Below are 17178 nucleotides of genomic sequence, written 5' to 3' on the forward strand. Positions count from 1 at the left end.
AACGGGCCCTATGGGCGGAATAGCTGATATAATAGAGAGTGAAGTTTTAATATTACATAATGATGTAACCGGGAGTCAACGGATTATGGAAATGGACTACATGCTGGATGACAGCGCGTGGAGGCAGCTGCTCGAGGGCGTCGCCGCACGCTTTGACGAACTGACGATTATACGAGGTTTTCAACTTTATAAACAGGGCCGGGTTGAGGAACTGGCGCTGCGTGACGACGGCCTACATGTGGACGCGCGCGTTAAAGATAACCGGATGTACGACGTCATTGTTGATTTGGACGATCTCGCAGCGAGCGAATGCGCCTGCTCCGCGAATCGAGCCTGTACGCATATGGCCGCAACGCTAATGCGCTACGCGGAGCTATGCGGCCGGCCGATACAGGCGCTCGCCAACGCGCGCAGTGCCTTGAAGAGAGCGGCCGCCGCCGGAAAGCCTAGCGCTGCTGCGCTAGACGGCAAGCGCGGCGGGGTACGAGCGGGGAGTGAAGTAGCAGCCACGGAAGTACCATCCAGTGCTGGCAACACCGGCGAAGATGAGAACCGCAGCGCCCTGTCGTCGGCCCCTCGCTCCATCTTGCCGACCTTGACGGAGGCAGAACTGACCGAGCTCCCTGTGGCCAAGTGGCACGAGCGGTTTCAGGAACGCCGCGGAATGGTGCACCTGCATATCCGTACAAAACAGGAGGCCAGTGAGTTGCTTGCCGACCTGCAGGCAATGCGGCCCGTGCTGCCCTGGGCGCTGGAGCAGTTGTTCACGCTTCATGCTCTGCTGTTCGTGCTGGAAAAGATGGTCAAGCCGGCCCAGCCGGACAGGCACCAATCGGGCTTATTCAAGGGCTACCATACGCAGCTCGCGCTGGAAGGTCTGATTGGCCAGGCGCGGAGCCTGCTTGAGGACAAGCTAGCGCTGGCGGACGACAGTTCCGCATACTGGGGCCATCTGATGGAGACGGCGGATTTTCTCCGGGAACGCATGTTAATTGAGGATAAGACGCTCGGCTGCTTCTCAGCGCTCTATGCTACGCTATGGCTGCGATGGCTCAGTCCAGGCTCTTCCGGAAGTGCCGTGCTTTACAAGAAGGAGCTGCGCCAGTTGCAGGCGGCGGAATCGGAGCTTGGCCCGTCCTTGTCGCGGCTTCCGTGGACACTCGCGCAATGTATGCTTCTGCTCTATCTGGATCGCGACGAGGAAGCGCGGGCGATGCTCGCACGGGACGGTAGCAAGCTAATGCTGAAGCCGGAGCATCTCACGCCGCTGCTCGGCGTCCTTGAGCGCACGGAGCAATGGGTGCGGCTATGCGGCTGGCTCGCAGAAACCGGACCGCTGCTCGTAGGGTTCAGCGGCGAGGAACTGGCTCCCTATGGCGACTTTTGGGCCGTGGTCGTGACACAGATGCCTGAGGCGGAGCCTGTCATGTGGCGTACGCTCCAGGAGATGCTGCCATTATCGCGAACCGTCTACGAGGACGCGCTAGCGGCGCACGGCCGGTGGAACCGGTGGATCGACCTGCAAATGTGCATGGGCCAGGACCCGCTGTCGATACGCGTGACCGCACTGAAGCCAATCGAAAAGGAAGCGCCGGAGCTGCTGCTGCCCTTCTACCATCAAGCGGTGGAGAGGTACCTGCTTCAGAAGAACCGCGAAGGATACAAGGCAGCGATCAATCTGCTGAATCGGCTCGCCAAGCTGTATGCGCAGCTTAAAAAGGACGAACGGTGGGAGCAGTTCATCAGCGCGTTCGTGAGCCGGAACAGCCGGCAAAGAGCGCTGCAGGAAGAACTTCGCAAAGGAGGACTGCTGTCATGAATGCGTACGCGGATACACTTACGATTCAAGTGAGCCTGACCGAACAAGGCGATGCGCTGATCTTCGGCGCGGACGCGTCTGGCTACGCACCGGGGCTGCTCGTCAAGCAGCGGCTGTTCGCATGGCATGAGCCGTCTTTCTACGGCACGGAGCTTGAAATCGAGAAGCTGCAGGACGAGTTGGAGCTGGTTGTCCTGCCAGCCGAGATGGTCTTGCCGTTCTTTGCCGACCCCGGGCTGCTGCCGATGCACGTGAGCTGGCGGTTCGAAGGGGACGCTGCACGGCTCGCCGCGATTGCGCCGTCACTTGAGCGCGGTATCGCAGAGCAGAAATTCATCCCGAGCTTCCAGGACTACAAGGCCGGCAAGCTGCGTTGGACGTGGGACACGGCGGCGTTCGACGCAAAATCGCGCCGGGCGCTGCGCGCACTTGCGGGCGGCGAAAACCGTGAGTTTATCGGCTTGCACGACGAGCAAGAAGCGGATAGCGATTGGGACGAAGAAACTTCGGGCCTGACCGGCCTCGTCGCCGCCTTCTCCGCGGCGGTGTTCCAGCGCTATTACAGCACAGAGGAAGCTGCCGGCGATCTGCGCCGTGACTTCCCGCTGTTATTCGTTCACGATCGCGCTGCGGCGGCCGCTGGCCTAGACGAGCGAGGCTGGCTCGTCGCCACCGGCTGGAAAGCCGACACGCTGCCGTTCCGGCCGCTCCTGCAGCTCTTGGAGCCCGTGGACGCCGAAGCAGGCGGATGGCATCTCGCGCTCCTGCTGCAGGACAAGCTCGAACCGGCGAAGCTCGTGCCGGTTCGGCTGGCCGCGGACGGGGAGGCCTCCGGCACTTGGCCGTCCAACTGGAAGCCACATGTGCATGAGCGCTCTGCGGCTTGGCTCGCGCATCTACGCGCAAGCCTGCCGGCGGACCGGCTGGCCGGCAGTCCCGTCGACGTGCTGAACGCCCCTCTGTCGGACGAAGACGCGTGGCGCTTCCTGACCATAGACAGCCAGTCCCTCCTGACCGCAGGCTGGCAAGTGCTGCTGCCCGCCTGGTGGGAGGAGGCGAGCCGCAAGAAGCCGCGCCTGCGCGCAAAGGTGCGTCCCGGCGAAGGCGAAGGGGAGCGAGCGGGCGGCAGCCGATCCTTCTTCGGCCTTGACGCTTTGATCGAATTCGACTGGCGCGTGTCCATCGGCGACACCGACCTCAGCGAGGCGGAGTTTCGGGAGCTGGTCGCCCGCGGCGAGCGGCTCGCACAGTTTCGCGGCCAATGGGTGCCGCTTGATCCCGCCCTGCTCTCGCAGATCCGCAAAGCGATGGCAGGCGTCGATCCGCGGAGGGGTTTGTCCTTCCAAGACGTGCTGCAGCTGCATCTGCGACGTAATAACAGCTCTTTCACGCCGGCGGTTGCGGAGAAGGCCGACGAAGGCGGCCGTGGGGAGGGGAGCGAGAGCAAAGGCGAACTGGAGATGGACGTCGAGCTGAATGATCACCTGAAGACCGTTATGGCGCAGTTGACGCAGCAGACGGAATGGCCGTCAATCCCCGTACCGCAGACGCTGCACGCAGAGCTTCGCAGCTATCAGCAGGGAGGCTTTTCCTGGCTTGCGTTTCTGCGAAGACTGGGGATCGGCGCCGTATTGGCAGATGACATGGGTCTCGGCAAGACGATTCAGTTCATCACGTACCTGCTGCATGTCGCGGAGGAAGCGTCCGCAAGCGGAGGACGGCGTCCCGCCCTGCTGATTTGCCCGACCTCAGTGCTCGGCAACTGGCAGAAAGAGGTGCACCGCTTCGCGCCGTCGCTGCGAATCCTGCTCCATTACGGCAGCAAGCGGCTGAGCGGCGACGCGTTCTATACGGAAGCGGCAGAGGTCGACCTCGTGTTGACCTCGTACGCAACATCGACGCTGGATCAGGAGCTGCTCGGCGGTTATACATGGTCGGCGATTTGCCTTGATGAGGCGCAGAACATCAAGAATGCCGGCACGAAACAGGCCAAGGCGGTCAAGAGCTTGCCTGCGCGGCACCGTATCGCGCTGACGGGCACGCCGATCGAGAACCGGCTCTCGGAGCTGTGGTCGATCTACGATTTTACCAATCCGGGCTATCTCGGCACCGCCCGCGCCTTCGCCGAGCGATTCGGCCAGGCGATCGAACGCGAACGCGATGAGAAGCGGACGCAGGAGCTGCAACGCCTCGTGAAGCCGTTCATGCTCCGGCGCAAGAAGAAAGATCCGAACATTATGCTGGACCTGCCGGAGAAGAACGAGATGAAAACCTACATTCATCTCACCGGTGAACAGAGCGCGCTTTATGAGCAGACCGTGAAGGAACTGATGGACGAGGTCAAGAAGGTGAAGGGCATTCAGCGAAAAGGAGCGATCCTCTCCGCGCTGACGCGGCTGAAGCAGCTGTGCGACCACCCCGTACTGCTGACGAAAGAGGCCGTACCAGTACCGGAAGACGAACGCGAAGAAGCCGCCGAATCGGCTATGCTCATTAGCCGCTCAGCCAAGCTCGAACGGCTGCTCGAACTCGTGAGGGAGCTGCGCGATGAGGGCGAGCGGTGTCTAATCTTCACGCAGTACATCGGCATGGGAGAAATGCTGCAGCGAGTGATCGGCCGGGAGCTTGGCGAGCCAGTCCTATACTTGCACGGCGGCTCGTCTAAGACAGCGCGCGACCGGATGATCGAGCAGTTCCAGTCCCGGGAGCTGCCAGCCGCTGAGCAGCCGAACGTATTCATCCTGTCTATCAAGGCCGGTGGTGTCGGGCTCAACTTAACGGCGGCGAACCACGTTTTCCATTTCGACCGTTGGTGGAACCCCGCCGTGGAGAACCAGGCGACGGACCGCGCCTACCGGATGGGCCAGACGCGCGACGTGCAGGTGCACAAGTTCATCTCGCTGGGCACGTTGGAAGAGCGGATCGACGAGATGCTTGAGAGCAAACAACAACTGAGTAATGACGTTATCACAAGCTCGGAAGACTGGATCACGGAGCTATCGACGGACGCGCTGCTAGATCTGTTTACGCTGCGGCGCGACTGGTCGGAATAAGCAGAGGGAGTCATTGAAATGAGGGCATTTATTAAGTCTACAATACTGCAAGGCAGTTTTCTTGGGGTTGTAGTGTTAATCGTACTTTTCACATTGAATTATCGTGCAGTGTTGGGAATGCTTACTGCAAACAAGCAAGAGGATTTTTCATATCAAGATAGCTATTCTATCGTTTATCATGGTGTTTTTCAGGATTCACCTATACTTGCTATTATATTTTGGATACTAATAGTTGCAATTGTCTCCATTACTATCGTAGGAGTTGCTAAGTTTTTGTGGCTTAGATTTAAATGAAAAAGCAACTTCGTAAGGCCGCCGGTAACTATGATCGGCGGCCTTTTTCTCGAGTATGGGGCAGGATATCTTAATCACAACACGAATACCTCAATATCGCGGATTTCACTATTTTGGAAAAAAAGATGTTATCTGAAAGACACGCAATGATTATTTTTGAAGGGATGATTAAATTGAAGCAAGGGATAGTCGTTTTTCTAAATGGAACTTCAAGTTCCGGCAAGACTTCCATATCGACTGAACTATTAAAACAGAATAAAATCTCATTTAAGCATTTATCCATTGATGATTTTTTATTAAGATTGTTACGCGACTACTTTGATTTTATTAACACGGAATGTTCAAGTACTGAATCAGCCGATAGAGAAGAAGTACAAGTTTCCAACGATATCATTATTAATCCATTGGTTTCATTATTTTTTTCAACCATTAAATTTATGTCGGCAAAGGGGATAAACATAGTTGTAGATACCGTAAATGATAATGACGAGCGGCTTAATGCATGTCTAGAATTATTAATCGATCATCCCGTACTATTTGTAGGAGTAACTTGCTCGAAAGAGGAACTTACCAGGAGAGAAGATTTACGGGGAGATAGACAGAGTGGATTAGCAATCTCACAGTATGATCAAGTTTATTGCTTTGATGAGTATGACATTGAACTAAATACTGAAGCCTTGAGACCAGATGAATGCGCCAATTTGATATTAGATTTTATTAGATCAAATCGAGAATACTCTGCTTTTAAAAAGATAAACAAAAAAAGTGTTGGTGTTTCATAGAAGCCGATTCCTTCAGAAAATACCAAGTTCACGCTTCGGTAATTACCGATAGTTTTGATATATCCGTTTTTCCTGAAAATCCACCGAAAAGTGGGTTAAAAAAAGAGTGTAAGTGTAAGAGGGGAACGAAGAAGCTTGAAGAATATAGAGGCTTTAATACAACAGATATCGAGCTTGTCAAACTGCAGAATTAATCGACCGAATGGTATTCCGGTAACAGAAAGCTACAACCTCCCTGCTGATCTTAAACGATTTTATGAGCTTTGCGGTGGAATGATTTTATTTGATAACAAAGATTATTCTATTCATATCGTCTCTCCTGAGGAATTCATCTCTTCTAATCCAGTAATTGTTGGAGAACAGGTTGAGGAGGACATATCTTCTCATTGGTTTATTATCGCCCATGATGGTAATGGTGACTACCTTTCTATTGATCTGCATCCAAAACGAGTGGGTAAATGTTACGACAGTTTTTGGGATCGACATGGTGTAGTGGGGGATTGCCCTGTAGTGGCAAGGTCATTTAACGAATTGTTGAATGATCTGGTTCAAAATAACGGGGAACGATGGTATTGGCTTAAAGAAGATTTTGAATCATTAGGAGATGCTTACGATATTATTGATGATGAATTGTTCATCCTGATTGAATAGGCTTGATTAAGTTCCGTTGTAAGCTATTTTAACTTTAAGCGACACTCATTCAAGCCAAAAACCGTTTTACGAGTTTCCATTCAACCAAAGTCGCATAAATTGCGGCTTTTTTTATTTTATATTCAAATTCATAGTAGCGCTCCTTAATAGGGAAAGGTTGACACTCCCGGAGCGATATAAGCTGCAACAGGTCTGGTTGATGCAGAGCTCGCCGGATGAGGATCGTTGGCACGAAATTCGAATCTTTCCAGCGTATCGATGGACAAGCGTTCCAAGTGAAGGTGAACGCCGTCGAATTAGCCGGGCAGGAGGTATACAAGACTGAGCCGTACAAGATTGACGAGGCACTGAGCAGCTCTAGTGAACCCGATGTTTTCAGCTATTTTTGGAAGGAAAATGACGTTTGCTACCTCGTGCAGTTTAACAGTGGGGAGGGGCGCGAGATGGATGAGATCGTGACCTCCTTGATTCGGGAGCAATCTGTAGACATTAGCCGATTGAAAAAATAACAGGCATAACCTAAACGACCAAGAGCAACTCGCCCCAGCGGCGGGTTGAGCTTGGTCGTATTTGTTTATGATGAAAGCTGTTCAAGAGATCCAGTACCGCAAGATCGAATAATAAAAATTGTAAGGTAAATGTAAGACGATGTAAGGCAAATCGATGGCTTAGGCAAGCCTGGCAGGATAAGATTGGAACAAAAGAATACAGAAGTTTTTTAAAAAGGAGAATCGAGATGAGGCTGTTTGAACTGTTGCTTTTTTTGTCGAACATCGGGTTGTTTGCATTAACAGTCCTATTAAAAAGAGGACGTCGTACAATTCCAGTATTCATTGCAAGCGGAATTTCCACAGTTTTACTGGTGATTCATTGGACAGTGGAAAGATACAGAATTCAGTTATTGTTCCCATATTGCATAACGATCCTTTTTTTAGCCATTTCAAGTTATAGCTATTTTAGAAAAACCAGCCCAAAGAAAGTCCCGCGATTCATGTTGGGGGCAACTTATACAGCTATAGCGCTTATGCTGATCGCAACAGCGGGTCTTATGTATACATTTCCAGTTTTTAAACTGCCAGAGCCGACAGGCGAATTTAAAGTAGGAACACAAACTTTTCATTTTGTGGATCCAAATCGGGAAGAGAATTTCGACCAATCCAGAGAGGGTAAGAGAGAATTGATGGTGCAAGTATGGTATCCGGCTCACGCTGGCACCGGCAAGTACGCTCCCTTTATTCCCGATACCCAGATTTTAAGTTACATGGCCGAGAACTATGGCCTTCCCGGGTTTACTTTACAACACCTGAAGTACGTATCCAGTCATGCTTATTCGGGGGCCGAAGTCTCTTCGGCACAGACTTCATACCCGTTGATCCTAGCGAATCCCGGCTTCGGCTCTTCCAGGTTCCTCCACACGTCGCAAGCTGAAAATCTCGCCAGTCACGGATATATCGTGGCAGTAATCGACCATACCTACAATACATTTGCAACCGTGCTTCCGGATGGTCGAATTACGACCAGCACAACCAACGACTTATTCTCGCCCGACCATGATTACAAGACGGAAAGCGGTAATCGCGACAAGTTGGGAAGAGTTTTAACCGACGATGTGGCGCTAGCGCTGGACCAATTCGAGCTCATCCAATCGGGAAAGATTTCAAGTCATCTAAAAGGAAGGATTGATCTCAGTCATGTCGGGGTGTTCGGTCATTCTATCGGCGGAGCGACAGCCTATGACGCTTCTTACGATCCTCGAATCACGGTTGGCATAGACTTGGATGGAGCGCTTTATCGACTGCGTGACAGAGAGGGGCTGCGAAAGCCGTTTTTGTTCATGAACTCGGAAAGCGAATTCGAAAGATTGAAAAGGGTCAGGGATAACCGGGATTATACAGATCAAGAGCTTAAACGTATGGGCAACACAAGAGAATGGATGGATCAAGTAACGAAAGACAAAAAGCTGGAGCTTGAACGGATGCGCGAATCAGTCGGCTCAGGGGGACAAATCATCTATATCGAAAATTCGGAGCATTTGAATTTCACCGACGTGCAATTCATTTCCCCGATGTTCAAGATGTTGGGCATTACAGGTAAGATTGCGCCCGAAAGAACGAACTCCATTATCAATGCCTATATGCTGGATTTCTTCGATATGTATCTGAAAAATCAAGGCGGAATCTTAATGAAAGGACCGGATAGTCACTTTCCGGAGGTTAAGTTCGCAACCTCGCTATTATAAAATACGGAACAGCCTTCCGATAATAATAACTCCCCGTCAAGCAGACAGGTTTATAAATAAACCGCTGCGTGAAGGGGAGTTTTCCTTTTATTTATAATAATTTAATTAGACTTGTTCAGTTCTTCATCTATAAAATTTTTTATAGCTTTTTCCTTAGAAAACTTATCGTTATTATATTGTTTAGAGCCGTTCTTTGGAACAGATAAGCTATTCCAGCTGCTTTTCTTTAGCATTTTTGCAGCATAAATAATTTGTCCGACGTGATACGGATAATGTGCCAATTGTCTATTAATGGCCTCAACAACTGTATGACCTTCATTGCGAATATATACAATTTGCAGTAATTGATCTGTTGTAATGGAATCTATTGCATTCAGTAGACATGCCCAGCCTTCGTTCCATTTCATTAAAAGCTCGTCTTTCGTTTCAATATCATTCTCAAATTCCGCATCTCGATCTCTCCAAGACTTTTCTCCATCGCTGGTTAAAAACTCTGTCCATCTTGAAAGCATATTACCCCATAGGTGTTTTACTATAGTTGCGATGCTATTAGAATCGTCATTAAAAGTCTCAAATAGTTGTTCTGAATCGACTTGATTAATAGCTGCTTCGCCTAATGTTTTGTAATAAAGAAATTGTTTCTTTGCACTTTCCAAATAAATTTGCTCCGTATTCATGTCTAACCTCCTAATTTTGAAATTACAATTCACTTAAGCTTTTTATCATGTACGATTACATCTTTATGATCTAGCTTAATCTCTTTAGTTACTTCTATCAATGCCTGTCTATTAAAGGGCAGGATAGCTGAATGACTTCGCGAATTCTTTAATGAGACGGAATATTCAGGAGGATTATATGAAGACTATCATCTATATGGTTAGGCATGCTGAATCACCATATACTGAAGGAACCGAGAGAACAAGAGGACTCACTATTAAGGGCAAAGGCGATGTTGAAAAAATTACAGCAATTCTTAAAGAAGAAGGAATCGATATTGTTGTATCTAGCCCGTATAACCGAGCAATCCTGAGTATTGAGGGATTGGCACAAAACTTAGGAGTAGAAATCAAAACATTTGAAGATCTCAGGGAAAGATATTTTGCTGAAGAAATCATTGAAAATGCGGAGCTAATGTCAGCTATTACAGATAAATTTTATGATTTTGATTATTGTTTGCCGGGAGGGGAGTCTAATTCTGATTGCCAGAATAGATCGATATCCGTGCTAAAAAACATATTAAAGGAACACTCTGGGAAAAAAATAGCGATTGGAACACATGGACTTGTAATGACTTTAATGATGAATTATTTTGATTCAAGTTATGGTTTGAATTTTTTAAATCAATTAAAGAAGCCTGATATATATAAATTAAGTTTTGAAAATTTAGAATTAAAAGAAGTAACAAGACTGTGGAATGAGGATTCGAAGAACCCCTCACTTTAACATACGAGCTGTACAAGCAAAAAGCCCGCAAGAGACTCAGAAGTGAGGAAGGTCAATCTTGAGGTCGGGTGGCTTTCGCTAGCCTACGATTTTCTCACGAAGGCAGCTATAGATCAAAAAAACAGGAATGGCGATACAAGGATGAGCTCCCTCAGCATCGCCATTCCTTTATTTTTGCTGTTGGTAATCAAGTGAGCGGTTCCATGGAGAAAAAACTGTTTTTTTATTACTAGTCATATTACAAGTTTAGTATGTTTTTAAACGCTTAATTGTAGATGCCTGCCATCACATGCCAACTGCCGGAAGCGGACAATGTATAAAAATATTGACCTGCTGTCGTTCCTGTCACGATAGGAATAAGAGGTGCGCCTGATGCGCCAGGATAGGTGTATTGCTGTGAGGCCAGGGAAATGGTTTTTGAACCGACCCATACATTCGTGCAGGATGAGGCAGATGATGTGGTACACTCCTTTTTGTACACATTGACGGTAAGGGTGTCGTGATATTGGCCGGTGTTGACGATTACACCGTTGCCGAAATAGATGGTACCGCCGCTGAGATTGTAGACCGGGCTGGTATAAGAAAAAGCAGCGAATACCGACGGCGCGAATGAAACCAACAGGGCTACCACTAGCAGGACGGAGATAAAAGCTCTTTTCATCACAGTACCTTTGATCATTCGATCCGTAATAAATTGCGGTTGCATCATCATTAACGATTCCTCCTTAGATTTGACTATCGATTCAAATTTGAGTCATCTTGCAAATTCATGTTCATTCAATAAGTTCCATAATCTCCTTTCCGAATAAGTTCATTGTTCAGCCCTTCAATAGATAGAGGAGTGTTATCAACGCTGGGAGAATGAAAGGGGAACTCTTACATAGATTCTATTTTATGTATATTTTATATGCAATAGGATCATGGGGTTATTTTCACCTTTCAGGAGGGGGAAATTTAACTTGCAAGTGATCGTGCGAATACGGTGGTCTTGGCGCTAAGCTAATGGCCGCTTACTGTGTTAGAATAAATGAGATGAACTGGATGATGGATCAGCGAGGGAACAGAAAATGAATAAAACCGAACGGCAGCTTGCCATAATGCTTGAACTACAACGAAGCAAGGTATTAAGAGCGGAGGATATAGCTTCATTATTTGAGACGAGCGTACGGACGATATATCGAGATATTCAAGCCTTGAGCGAAATGGGGATCCCCATATTGGGAGCTCCCGGTCAGGGTTATTCTTTGATTGAAGGATACTTCCTCCCGCCGGTCAGTTTTTCGGTGGAAGAGACCGTGGCCCTGCTTATAGGAACAGATTTTATCGAACAAAGACTGGATGGGAATTACGGAACTGTGGCTCAGGCTGCCAGACGCAAGATTGAAGCTATTCTGCCGGAGCCAATACGTGATGAGGCGGCACGCGTCCGCGAAACCATGAGGCTTCTTCACGTTAGTGAACCGTTAACTGGCTTGAGGGAAAAAGACTATCTCGGACAATTGCGGCGGGCGATTTTGGAGAGGCGAAAAATTAAGATTTCGTACCAGAAAAAAATACCGGAAGCGGACGGCAACAGGAAGAGTATGCGTGAAGTCGATCCGTACGGACTGGCGCTCGTTCAGGGCAATTGGATTTTGCTCGGACGATGTGACCTGCGGCAAGATATCAGGCATTTCCGTTTGTCACGAATAACTGAATTAGTCGTTTTGGATAAGTACTTTATTATGCCGAAAGACTTTAACTTGAGCGATTATCGTCCGCCAGATGACCGTAACGAACGCGTGCTGATTCGGGCCAATCCGGAAATAGCTGATAAAATCGCCGAGACCGCTAATTTTTATATGGAAACGGTGGAGAAGCGGTTAGACGCTGTTTGGATTCACTTCCGTGTTCGAACGCCGGAGGAATTGCTGCATCTTATCCTTAGCTGGGGAGGAGACGTCGAGGTTGTGGAACCGGAGTCTTTACGCTGCCGGATTCGGGAAGAGGCCGAGAAGATTTTAAAACGCTACTGACATGCTGTTGTCAGTAGCGTTTTTTTATACTGGGATTATATCAAGATGAATGAGGAGTGTTTTTTATATGAGAAGTACAACAGAAGCATTGCAGGCGTTTGAAGCGACGATTGAACGGTATTTAGTTGAACTGGAAAACCTCGATATGGAGCAACTACTTGCAAAGCCGAATGAGGAGGAATGGTCGATCGGTCAAATGTATATGCATTTGATTCAGTCGGCTCAATTCCTGCAGCTGCGTAATGTTGACCAATGTTTGGCGGGAAGCGAAGCAGTGCTGGGCAGCACGGGGGAAAAAACGGACAATGGCAGAGCCGCGTTTGAGCTTGGAAGTCTTCCGCCCATTCGGATACGGGTCCCGGCTTCACCACAGTACACACCGCAGCAGCCGGAGAGCAAGAAGCAGTTGATCGAAGGACTTCATAGCGTAGCGGAACGGATGAAACGTACTGAAATCGCTTTGAGTCAGGCGGTGGAAGGGAATACAATCCTTCATCCAGGTTTAGGCGCGTTAAATGCTACAGAGTGGTTTTTGCTCGTAGAAATGCATTATAGGCATCATCTATTGCAGCTGGAACGTTTGAAAAATTTTCAGAAAATTGCTAATGAGTAAGAGACACAAGATGCCGACCTCCAATAGGAGTTAGGGCTATTGTTTACTTCAAAAGGTTTAAACCAAAAGCTCGTCTGCTAATAACAGGCGAGCTTTTTTTGAAATTACTGAACATGTATTTCCGATTTGACATCATTCTGACTTAGAAATTCCATTAAATCATTGCTCAACTGCACAATTTCATTGTTAGCATTATTCGCATAATCCGGCAACATCATATCCCTAACCATGTTAGTTCGCAGCCATGTCATAAAGAAAAGCTCCAAAAATAAGTTTGGAAATTTAAGCGCGATTTTAAGTATTGGCGGATCAATTGAGACGCCAGCTTTTTGTATGGCCCTTAGATACGCTTTTAAAGTGGCTGATATTTTGCGTGCAGTCTTTCTAGTTGTTTTGTTGTCCATTATGTTATTCTCAGCATGCAAAAAGCTCAACATGGCAATATCTGATACGGAATGTGTGATTAGAAACGCTTGCATATCCTTTTTAATAACGTAGGGAAGCTTTGCTGTTTTAAATAAATTGGCGAGCTTTGCTATGCGTTCTGTCACGACACCATTAATTTCTCCAAATACAGTTGCCGCTATAAACTTTGGCAGAAATCGAGCATGTAATACTCCATCTTTAATCTGTCCACCGAAGCCGGGAAAAGCTGGTAAAAGTCTGTCGCCTACGATATCCAGCCACGAAGAAAATCCAATTGAATTACTCGTCATCGTAACTATATTTTGGCTTTGATTATCTTTTAGCGCTAACAACGCGGATTCGGACCGATCATAACGAACGGTAACGAAAATAAAATCGTATATATCGTCATTTTCGAGCGTATCAATGACATTCACTTTTATCGATCTAACTGTACCTTTTTCCATATATTGCAGGCCGTTTTCTCTTAATGATTTAAATCGATTAGAATGTGCAAACAGGCTAACGTCAAACCCTGCTTCAATAAACTTAATCGCGAACATGCTCCCGATGACACCTGCACCAAAAATTAAAATTCGATTCCCTGACATTAAAACCACCCCTGCGAAGTAACCTTTTTATTATCCGACAACATGTTGTATGATGTGATTGTAAATCTTTATTATTCCTTGATCAACCATCAGTTTTTTATAATTTGTCGGATGATATTCTTATTCGAGCAGGAGGACAACATGAAAAAGCAACCCCAAATAACGGAGCAAACAAGACAAAAGTTTGTAGAGGTTTTTTGTGAGTTATATAGCCAAAAGCCGATCGAGAAAATTTCAGTTCAGGAAATTGCCAATAAGTCAGGATATAACCGCAGCACCTTTTATCAATACTTTACTGACATTTACGAATTGTTAGACTCTGTTGAAAATGACTTATTGAATGACATGAAAAAAGAAATGGCGAATAAAGAGCTATCGATGCATATGGTTCAAGATTCGCTCTATTGTCTGGACAAAAGAGAACATCTCCTTGTTCTTAATGCCCTATTGGGCGATTATGGAAGTAACCATTTCTTAAAACGCTTAAAAAAAGAAATCACTTTGGATCAATTAGCATTAAACGTTCCGCAAAATCATTCCTTAACGCCATACTTTATTGAGTTCTACCTGACTACTTCACTTTCTTTATTTCGTCTTTGGCTCCAGCGTCAAAAGGATTTATCGTCAGAAGAATTTTTCAAGCTAGTGGAGAACCTATATACAGGAGGAATTACGCCCTACTATAAAGAATGAGACCTTATAGCAAATGAGGAGCACGGTAACGCAAGTGCTATTTACCAAGGAAAGCTAACGGGCAGCATAGTCAAACAACCTTACCGTGCTATAATATTTGTATACAAATAATTACATAAACTAAATCCTTTTCAAGAAGGGAAATGAGCAATATGGCAAATATCGAGCACTTCCAGACCGTAAATGTTCCAGCTTCAACGGTATATGAAGCATTAACCACTGCAAAAGGACTTTCAGAAATATGGACAAATGAACTAATAGTCAATGATCAGATCGGTTGTATAAATGAATTCCGATTCGGCGGAAAAGGCTTAACAAAGATGCGAGTTGAAGAGCTTGTTACCGATAAAAAGATTTTGTGGCAGTGTGTTGACTCAGATCCACAATGGATAGGTACGACAATTTCATTTGATATGGAGGAAAAAGCCGGGAAGACTTCAATCATTTTTCGCCAGATGAATTGGGCTGAAGTAACCGCATTTTATCGCTTATGTAATTATAACTGGGCTATTTTTTTGTACAGTCTTAAACAGTATTGCGAAGAAGGCGAGGGTCTTCCGTATCATAAACGGAAGTTTTAGAGCCGTTGAAAACAATTGGAAGAAGAGTTGTACAGATTGAATATCGATAGAGAACAGAATAAAGAAGAGCAAGGTATCGTGTACCTTCTGGAGGTGACTACATGTCTAAAACACTCTTAAAATTAATTGTAAATATCATTACATTCTGCTCAATTGGATATGTAATCTATATAGGATACTTTGTTTTTTTTGATAAACCAGTTACATCGGAAAACATTACTAAACTATATTCAAAAATGATATATGCTTATGTAACACTAGTTGTTATTTTAATTATGAGAGCTGTCCTTAAGAAGAATAGAATTCTAAAATTTTGAGAGCAGTTCAGTAGATTAGTGGCAATGATGAATTATGCGAGACATACTACAATCGAAAGTGTTTCTAACCATGATAGCAAGCAATTGGATTACTTACATGATTCGGAAAGTAATACAATCGTAGCATTAAGAGCAAAGGATGATGGATGGTTAAATATTCAACGGCCTTTCAATCAACAGCCTTCAAATAATCATTTTCGATAGTTTCACGTTTTTGAAGATGAAATAAATCATCGAGGACAAATCAAATGGATTATTAAAAGGATTATACTCGGGAAGTCAGAAAATAAATCAAGCGAACTTAATTACAAATTATCTTAGAGCAGTTTGTCTGGCAGCAGCTGCTCTATTTATTAAGCTGTGAATTAAGTCCGGCTTTTCACAAAAAAGTCTGCAATTTCTAACTTGCAGACTTTTTTGCTACTAAAAAACACTTTTATGGTGCGGTGGCATTAAGCTAATGGGCAGGAATGATGAGAAATGGAAACGAATACATCATTTAGCTTACCGAAATAGGTTGAATAACGTAATTTCAACCTTCGAGTAATGAAAGCATCATAAAACTTAAAAGGAGTAACTTTTACTATGAAGGATTTAAAAAGTTTTGTTTCGAATTACACGAAAGATAAGAAACATTTGCATCTTGTTATCGGGATTATTAGAGAGGGAGATACTGAATACTTTTCGTTCTGTAATAATAAAAAGAATAGTATGATCCCACCTGAAAATAGGTTGTTTCAAATCTGCTCCATAACCAAGGTTTTTACATCAATACTTTTATTAGAAATGGAACAGGAAAAACTGCTTTCCTCGGATGACACTGTTGGTAAGTATATGCAAAACGTTAAAAACGATTATTTGAATAAGATTACCTTGAAAAATCTTGCTACTCACACTTCAGGATTACCTGTCATAGCCACAAATCACGTTTTATCTAAAAATAGATCGAATCCTTACTCCATTTATACCGAAGAGGATCTAACTGCTTTTTTATCTGATGCAAACTACAGTGATAGCATTGGTTCGTTTGGATATTCCAATATCGGTATGGGCTTATTGGGGAACATTCTATGTAAGGTATCAGGAAGTAAGTATGATGAACTGTTAAAAAAATATATAACGAGTCCATTAATGATGAATGAGACAGCCGTTATGCTTGACTCAGAACAGAATGGCAGGTTTTTGAATGGACATGCTTCAACTGGAAAAAGAGTCCCTCATTGGGATCTTGGTATACACGAAGGAGCGGGGGGAATTAAGTCATCTGTTAGCGATTTGAGTTTATTTGTCCAGGCCAATCTAAATGATGATAGTCCGATAGCCTCTACACTTCAAAAAAGCCATCTCCCTATATGGATCGGAAATTCAAACCGTTATTTTGGCTGGCATGAGGATAAAATTCTAGATAAATCTATTCTCTGGCATAATGGAGGCTCATCTGGTTTTAATAGTTATCTAGCTTGGAACAAGGAACTCAGTGTAGGCATTGTATTACTATCAAATTACTCTTTTTTCTCGAATTCTCTTATAGATTATTATTTTAGTCAATTAATAAAATTGATTACTAGAAAAGAGCCTTCTCAAGGAACATTGATAGACTCTACTGGTAAAAAAATATTTGAAGCAATCATATCTGGAGAAAAGTCATTAAAGTAACGGGAG

The 17178-nt window shown here is 45.7% G+C and carries 16 protein-coding genes; 13 read left to right on the top strand and 3 right to left on the bottom strand.

The genetic code is table 11. The features are described from left to right. Positions 1-10: 10 nt before the first annotated feature. From IEX98_RS13510 to IEX98_RS13540, 7 genes are all read left to right on the top strand, one after another. Positions 11-1819 carry an SWIM zinc finger family protein gene (locus IEX98_RS13510; protein WP_188889705.1) on the top strand — a complete coding sequence of 603 codons (1809 nt, stop codon included), beginning with the start codon at positions 11-13 and terminating at the stop codon, positions 1817-1819. Then, on the top strand, positions 1816-4872 hold the full coding sequence (locus tag IEX98_RS13515) for a DEAD/DEAH box helicase (protein WP_188889706.1): 3057 nt from the start codon (positions 1816-1818) through the stop codon (positions 4870-4872). The genes IEX98_RS13510 and IEX98_RS13515 overlap by 4 nt, the downstream gene beginning before the upstream one ends. An 18-nt stretch (positions 4873-4890) precedes the next feature. Beyond that, positions 4891-5166 carry a hypothetical protein gene (locus IEX98_RS13520; RefSeq protein WP_188889707.1) on the top strand — a complete coding sequence of 92 codons (276 nt, stop codon included), beginning with the start codon at positions 4891-4893 and terminating at the stop codon, positions 5164-5166. A 113-nt stretch (positions 5167-5279) separates the two neighbouring features. Next, entirely contained in the window at positions 5280-5948 is a 669-nt protein-coding gene (locus IEX98_RS13525) for a chloramphenicol phosphotransferase CPT family protein (protein ID WP_308421785.1), read from the top strand. 135 nt (positions 5949-6083) lie between these two features. Beyond that, positions 6084-6599, top strand: coding sequence for an SMI1/KNR4 family protein (locus IEX98_RS13530; protein ID WP_188889708.1), 516 nt, complete (start codon positions 6084-6086; stop codon positions 6597-6599). Positions 6600-6814: 215 nt separating this feature from the next. Continuing rightward, on the top strand, positions 6815-7108 hold the full coding sequence (locus tag IEX98_RS13535) for a hypothetical protein (protein WP_188889709.1): 294 nt from the start codon (positions 6815-6817) through the stop codon (positions 7106-7108). A 227-nt stretch (positions 7109-7335) separates the two neighbouring features. Then, positions 7336-8838, top strand: coding sequence for an alpha/beta hydrolase family protein (locus tag IEX98_RS13540; protein ID WP_188889710.1), 1503 nt, complete (start codon positions 7336-7338; stop codon positions 8836-8838). Positions 8839-8939: 101 nt separating this feature from the next. On the opposite strand, the gene IEX98_RS13545 is transcribed toward IEX98_RS13540, so the two are convergent. Beyond that, complete coding sequence (locus IEX98_RS13545; protein WP_188889711.1) at positions 8940-9515, bottom strand: DUF1572 family protein; 576 nt, start codon at positions 9513-9515, stop codon at positions 8940-8942. 178 nt (positions 9516-9693) lie between these two features. On the opposite strand from IEX98_RS13545, the gene IEX98_RS13550 reads away from it, so the two are divergent. Continuing rightward, the gene (locus tag IEX98_RS13550) at positions 9694-10281 is read left to right on the top strand and encodes a histidine phosphatase family protein (RefSeq protein WP_188889712.1); all 588 of its coding nucleotides are present in this window, start codon (positions 9694-9696) and stop codon (positions 10279-10281) included. A 265-nt stretch (positions 10282-10546) separates the two neighbouring features. Here the strand turns inward: IEX98_RS13550 and IEX98_RS13555 are convergent, their stop codons facing one another. Continuing rightward, complete coding sequence (locus IEX98_RS13555; protein ID WP_188889713.1) at positions 10547-10993, bottom strand: hypothetical protein; 447 nt, start codon at positions 10991-10993, stop codon at positions 10547-10549. Between the two features lie 355 nt (positions 10994-11348). On the opposite strand from IEX98_RS13555, the gene IEX98_RS13560 reads away from it, so the two are divergent. Beyond that, positions 11349-12296, top strand: a complete 948-nt coding sequence (locus IEX98_RS13560) for a helix-turn-helix transcriptional regulator (RefSeq protein WP_188889714.1) — start codon at positions 11349-11351, stop codon at positions 12294-12296. 67 nt (positions 12297-12363) lie between these two features. Further along, a complete protein-coding gene (locus IEX98_RS13565) occupies positions 12364-12909 on the top strand; it encodes a DinB family protein (RefSeq protein WP_188889715.1) in 546 nt (181 codons plus the stop codon). Between the two features lie 104 nt (positions 12910-13013). On the opposite strand, the gene IEX98_RS13570 is transcribed toward IEX98_RS13565, so the two are convergent. Next, positions 13014-13925 carry a ketopantoate reductase family protein gene (locus IEX98_RS13570; protein WP_188889716.1) on the bottom strand — a complete coding sequence of 304 codons (912 nt, stop codon included), beginning with the start codon at positions 13923-13925 and terminating at the stop codon, positions 13014-13016. A gap of 141 nt (positions 13926-14066) precedes the next feature. Here IEX98_RS13570 and IEX98_RS13575 point away from each other — a divergent pair, with 141 nt between their 5' ends. The 3 genes from IEX98_RS13575 (at position 14067) to IEX98_RS13585 (ending at position 17172) form a co-directional block, all read left to right on the top strand. Further along, positions 14067-14618 carry a TetR/AcrR family transcriptional regulator gene (locus IEX98_RS13575; RefSeq protein ID WP_188889717.1) on the top strand — a complete coding sequence of 184 codons (552 nt, stop codon included), beginning with the start codon at positions 14067-14069 and terminating at the stop codon, positions 14616-14618. Positions 14619-14770: 152 nt separating this feature from the next. Continuing rightward, a complete protein-coding gene (locus IEX98_RS13580; RefSeq protein ID WP_188889718.1) occupies positions 14771-15199 on the top strand; it encodes an SRPBCC family protein in 429 nt (142 codons plus the stop codon). A gap of 902 nt (positions 15200-16101) precedes the next feature. Beyond that, positions 16102-17172 carry a serine hydrolase domain-containing protein gene (locus tag IEX98_RS13585; RefSeq protein WP_188889719.1) on the top strand — a complete coding sequence of 357 codons (1071 nt, stop codon included), beginning with the start codon at positions 16102-16104 and terminating at the stop codon, positions 17170-17172. Positions 17173-17178 lie beyond the last annotated feature (6 nt).

This window comes from Paenibacillus radicis (ex Gao et al. 2016), assembly GCF_014641555.1.
Classification (GTDB): Bacteria; Bacillota; Bacilli; order Paenibacillales; family Paenibacillaceae; genus Pristimantibacillus; species Pristimantibacillus radicis.

What these genes read in the sequence shown, in the direction of transcription:
- IEX98_RS13515 (WP_188889706.1), top strand. Translation starts at nt 1,816, where the DNA reads ATGAATGCGTACGCGGATACACTTACGATTCAAGTGAGCCTGACCGAA.
- IEX98_RS13555 (WP_188889713.1), bottom strand. Translation starts at nt 10,993, where the DNA reads ATGATGATGCAACCGCAATTTATTACGGATCGAATGATCAAAGGTACT.
- IEX98_RS13545 (WP_188889711.1), bottom strand. Translation starts at nt 9,515, where the DNA reads ATGAATACGGAGCAAATTTATTTGGAAAGTGCAAAGAAACAATTTCTT.
- IEX98_RS13575 (WP_188889717.1), top strand. Translation starts at nt 14,067, where the DNA reads ATGAAAAAGCAACCCCAAATAACGGAGCAAACAAGACAAAAGTTTGTA.
- IEX98_RS13550 (WP_188889712.1), top strand. Translation starts at nt 9,694, where the DNA reads ATGAAGACTATCATCTATATGGTTAGGCATGCTGAATCACCATATACT.
- IEX98_RS13570 (WP_188889716.1), bottom strand. Translation starts at nt 13,925, where the DNA reads ATGTCAGGGAATCGAATTTTAATTTTTGGTGCAGGTGTCATCGGGAGC.
- IEX98_RS13540 (WP_188889710.1), top strand. Translation starts at nt 7,336, where the DNA reads ATGAGGCTGTTTGAACTGTTGCTTTTTTTGTCGAACATCGGGTTGTTT.
- IEX98_RS13535 (WP_188889709.1), top strand. Translation starts at nt 6,815, where the DNA reads ATGAGGATCGTTGGCACGAAATTCGAATCTTTCCAGCGTATCGATGGA.
- IEX98_RS13510 (WP_188889705.1), top strand. Translation starts at nt 11, where the DNA reads ATGGGCGGAATAGCTGATATAATAGAGAGTGAAGTTTTAATATTACAT.
- IEX98_RS13580 (WP_188889718.1), top strand. Translation starts at nt 14,771, where the DNA reads ATGGCAAATATCGAGCACTTCCAGACCGTAAATGTTCCAGCTTCAACG.
- IEX98_RS13565 (WP_188889715.1), top strand. Translation starts at nt 12,364, where the DNA reads ATGAGAAGTACAACAGAAGCATTGCAGGCGTTTGAAGCGACGATTGAA.
- IEX98_RS13560 (WP_188889714.1), top strand. Translation starts at nt 11,349, where the DNA reads ATGAATAAAACCGAACGGCAGCTTGCCATAATGCTTGAACTACAACGA.
- IEX98_RS13585 (WP_188889719.1), top strand. Translation starts at nt 16,102, where the DNA reads ATGAAGGATTTAAAAAGTTTTGTTTCGAATTACACGAAAGATAAGAAA.
- IEX98_RS13520 (WP_188889707.1), top strand. Translation starts at nt 4,891, where the DNA reads ATGAGGGCATTTATTAAGTCTACAATACTGCAAGGCAGTTTTCTTGGG.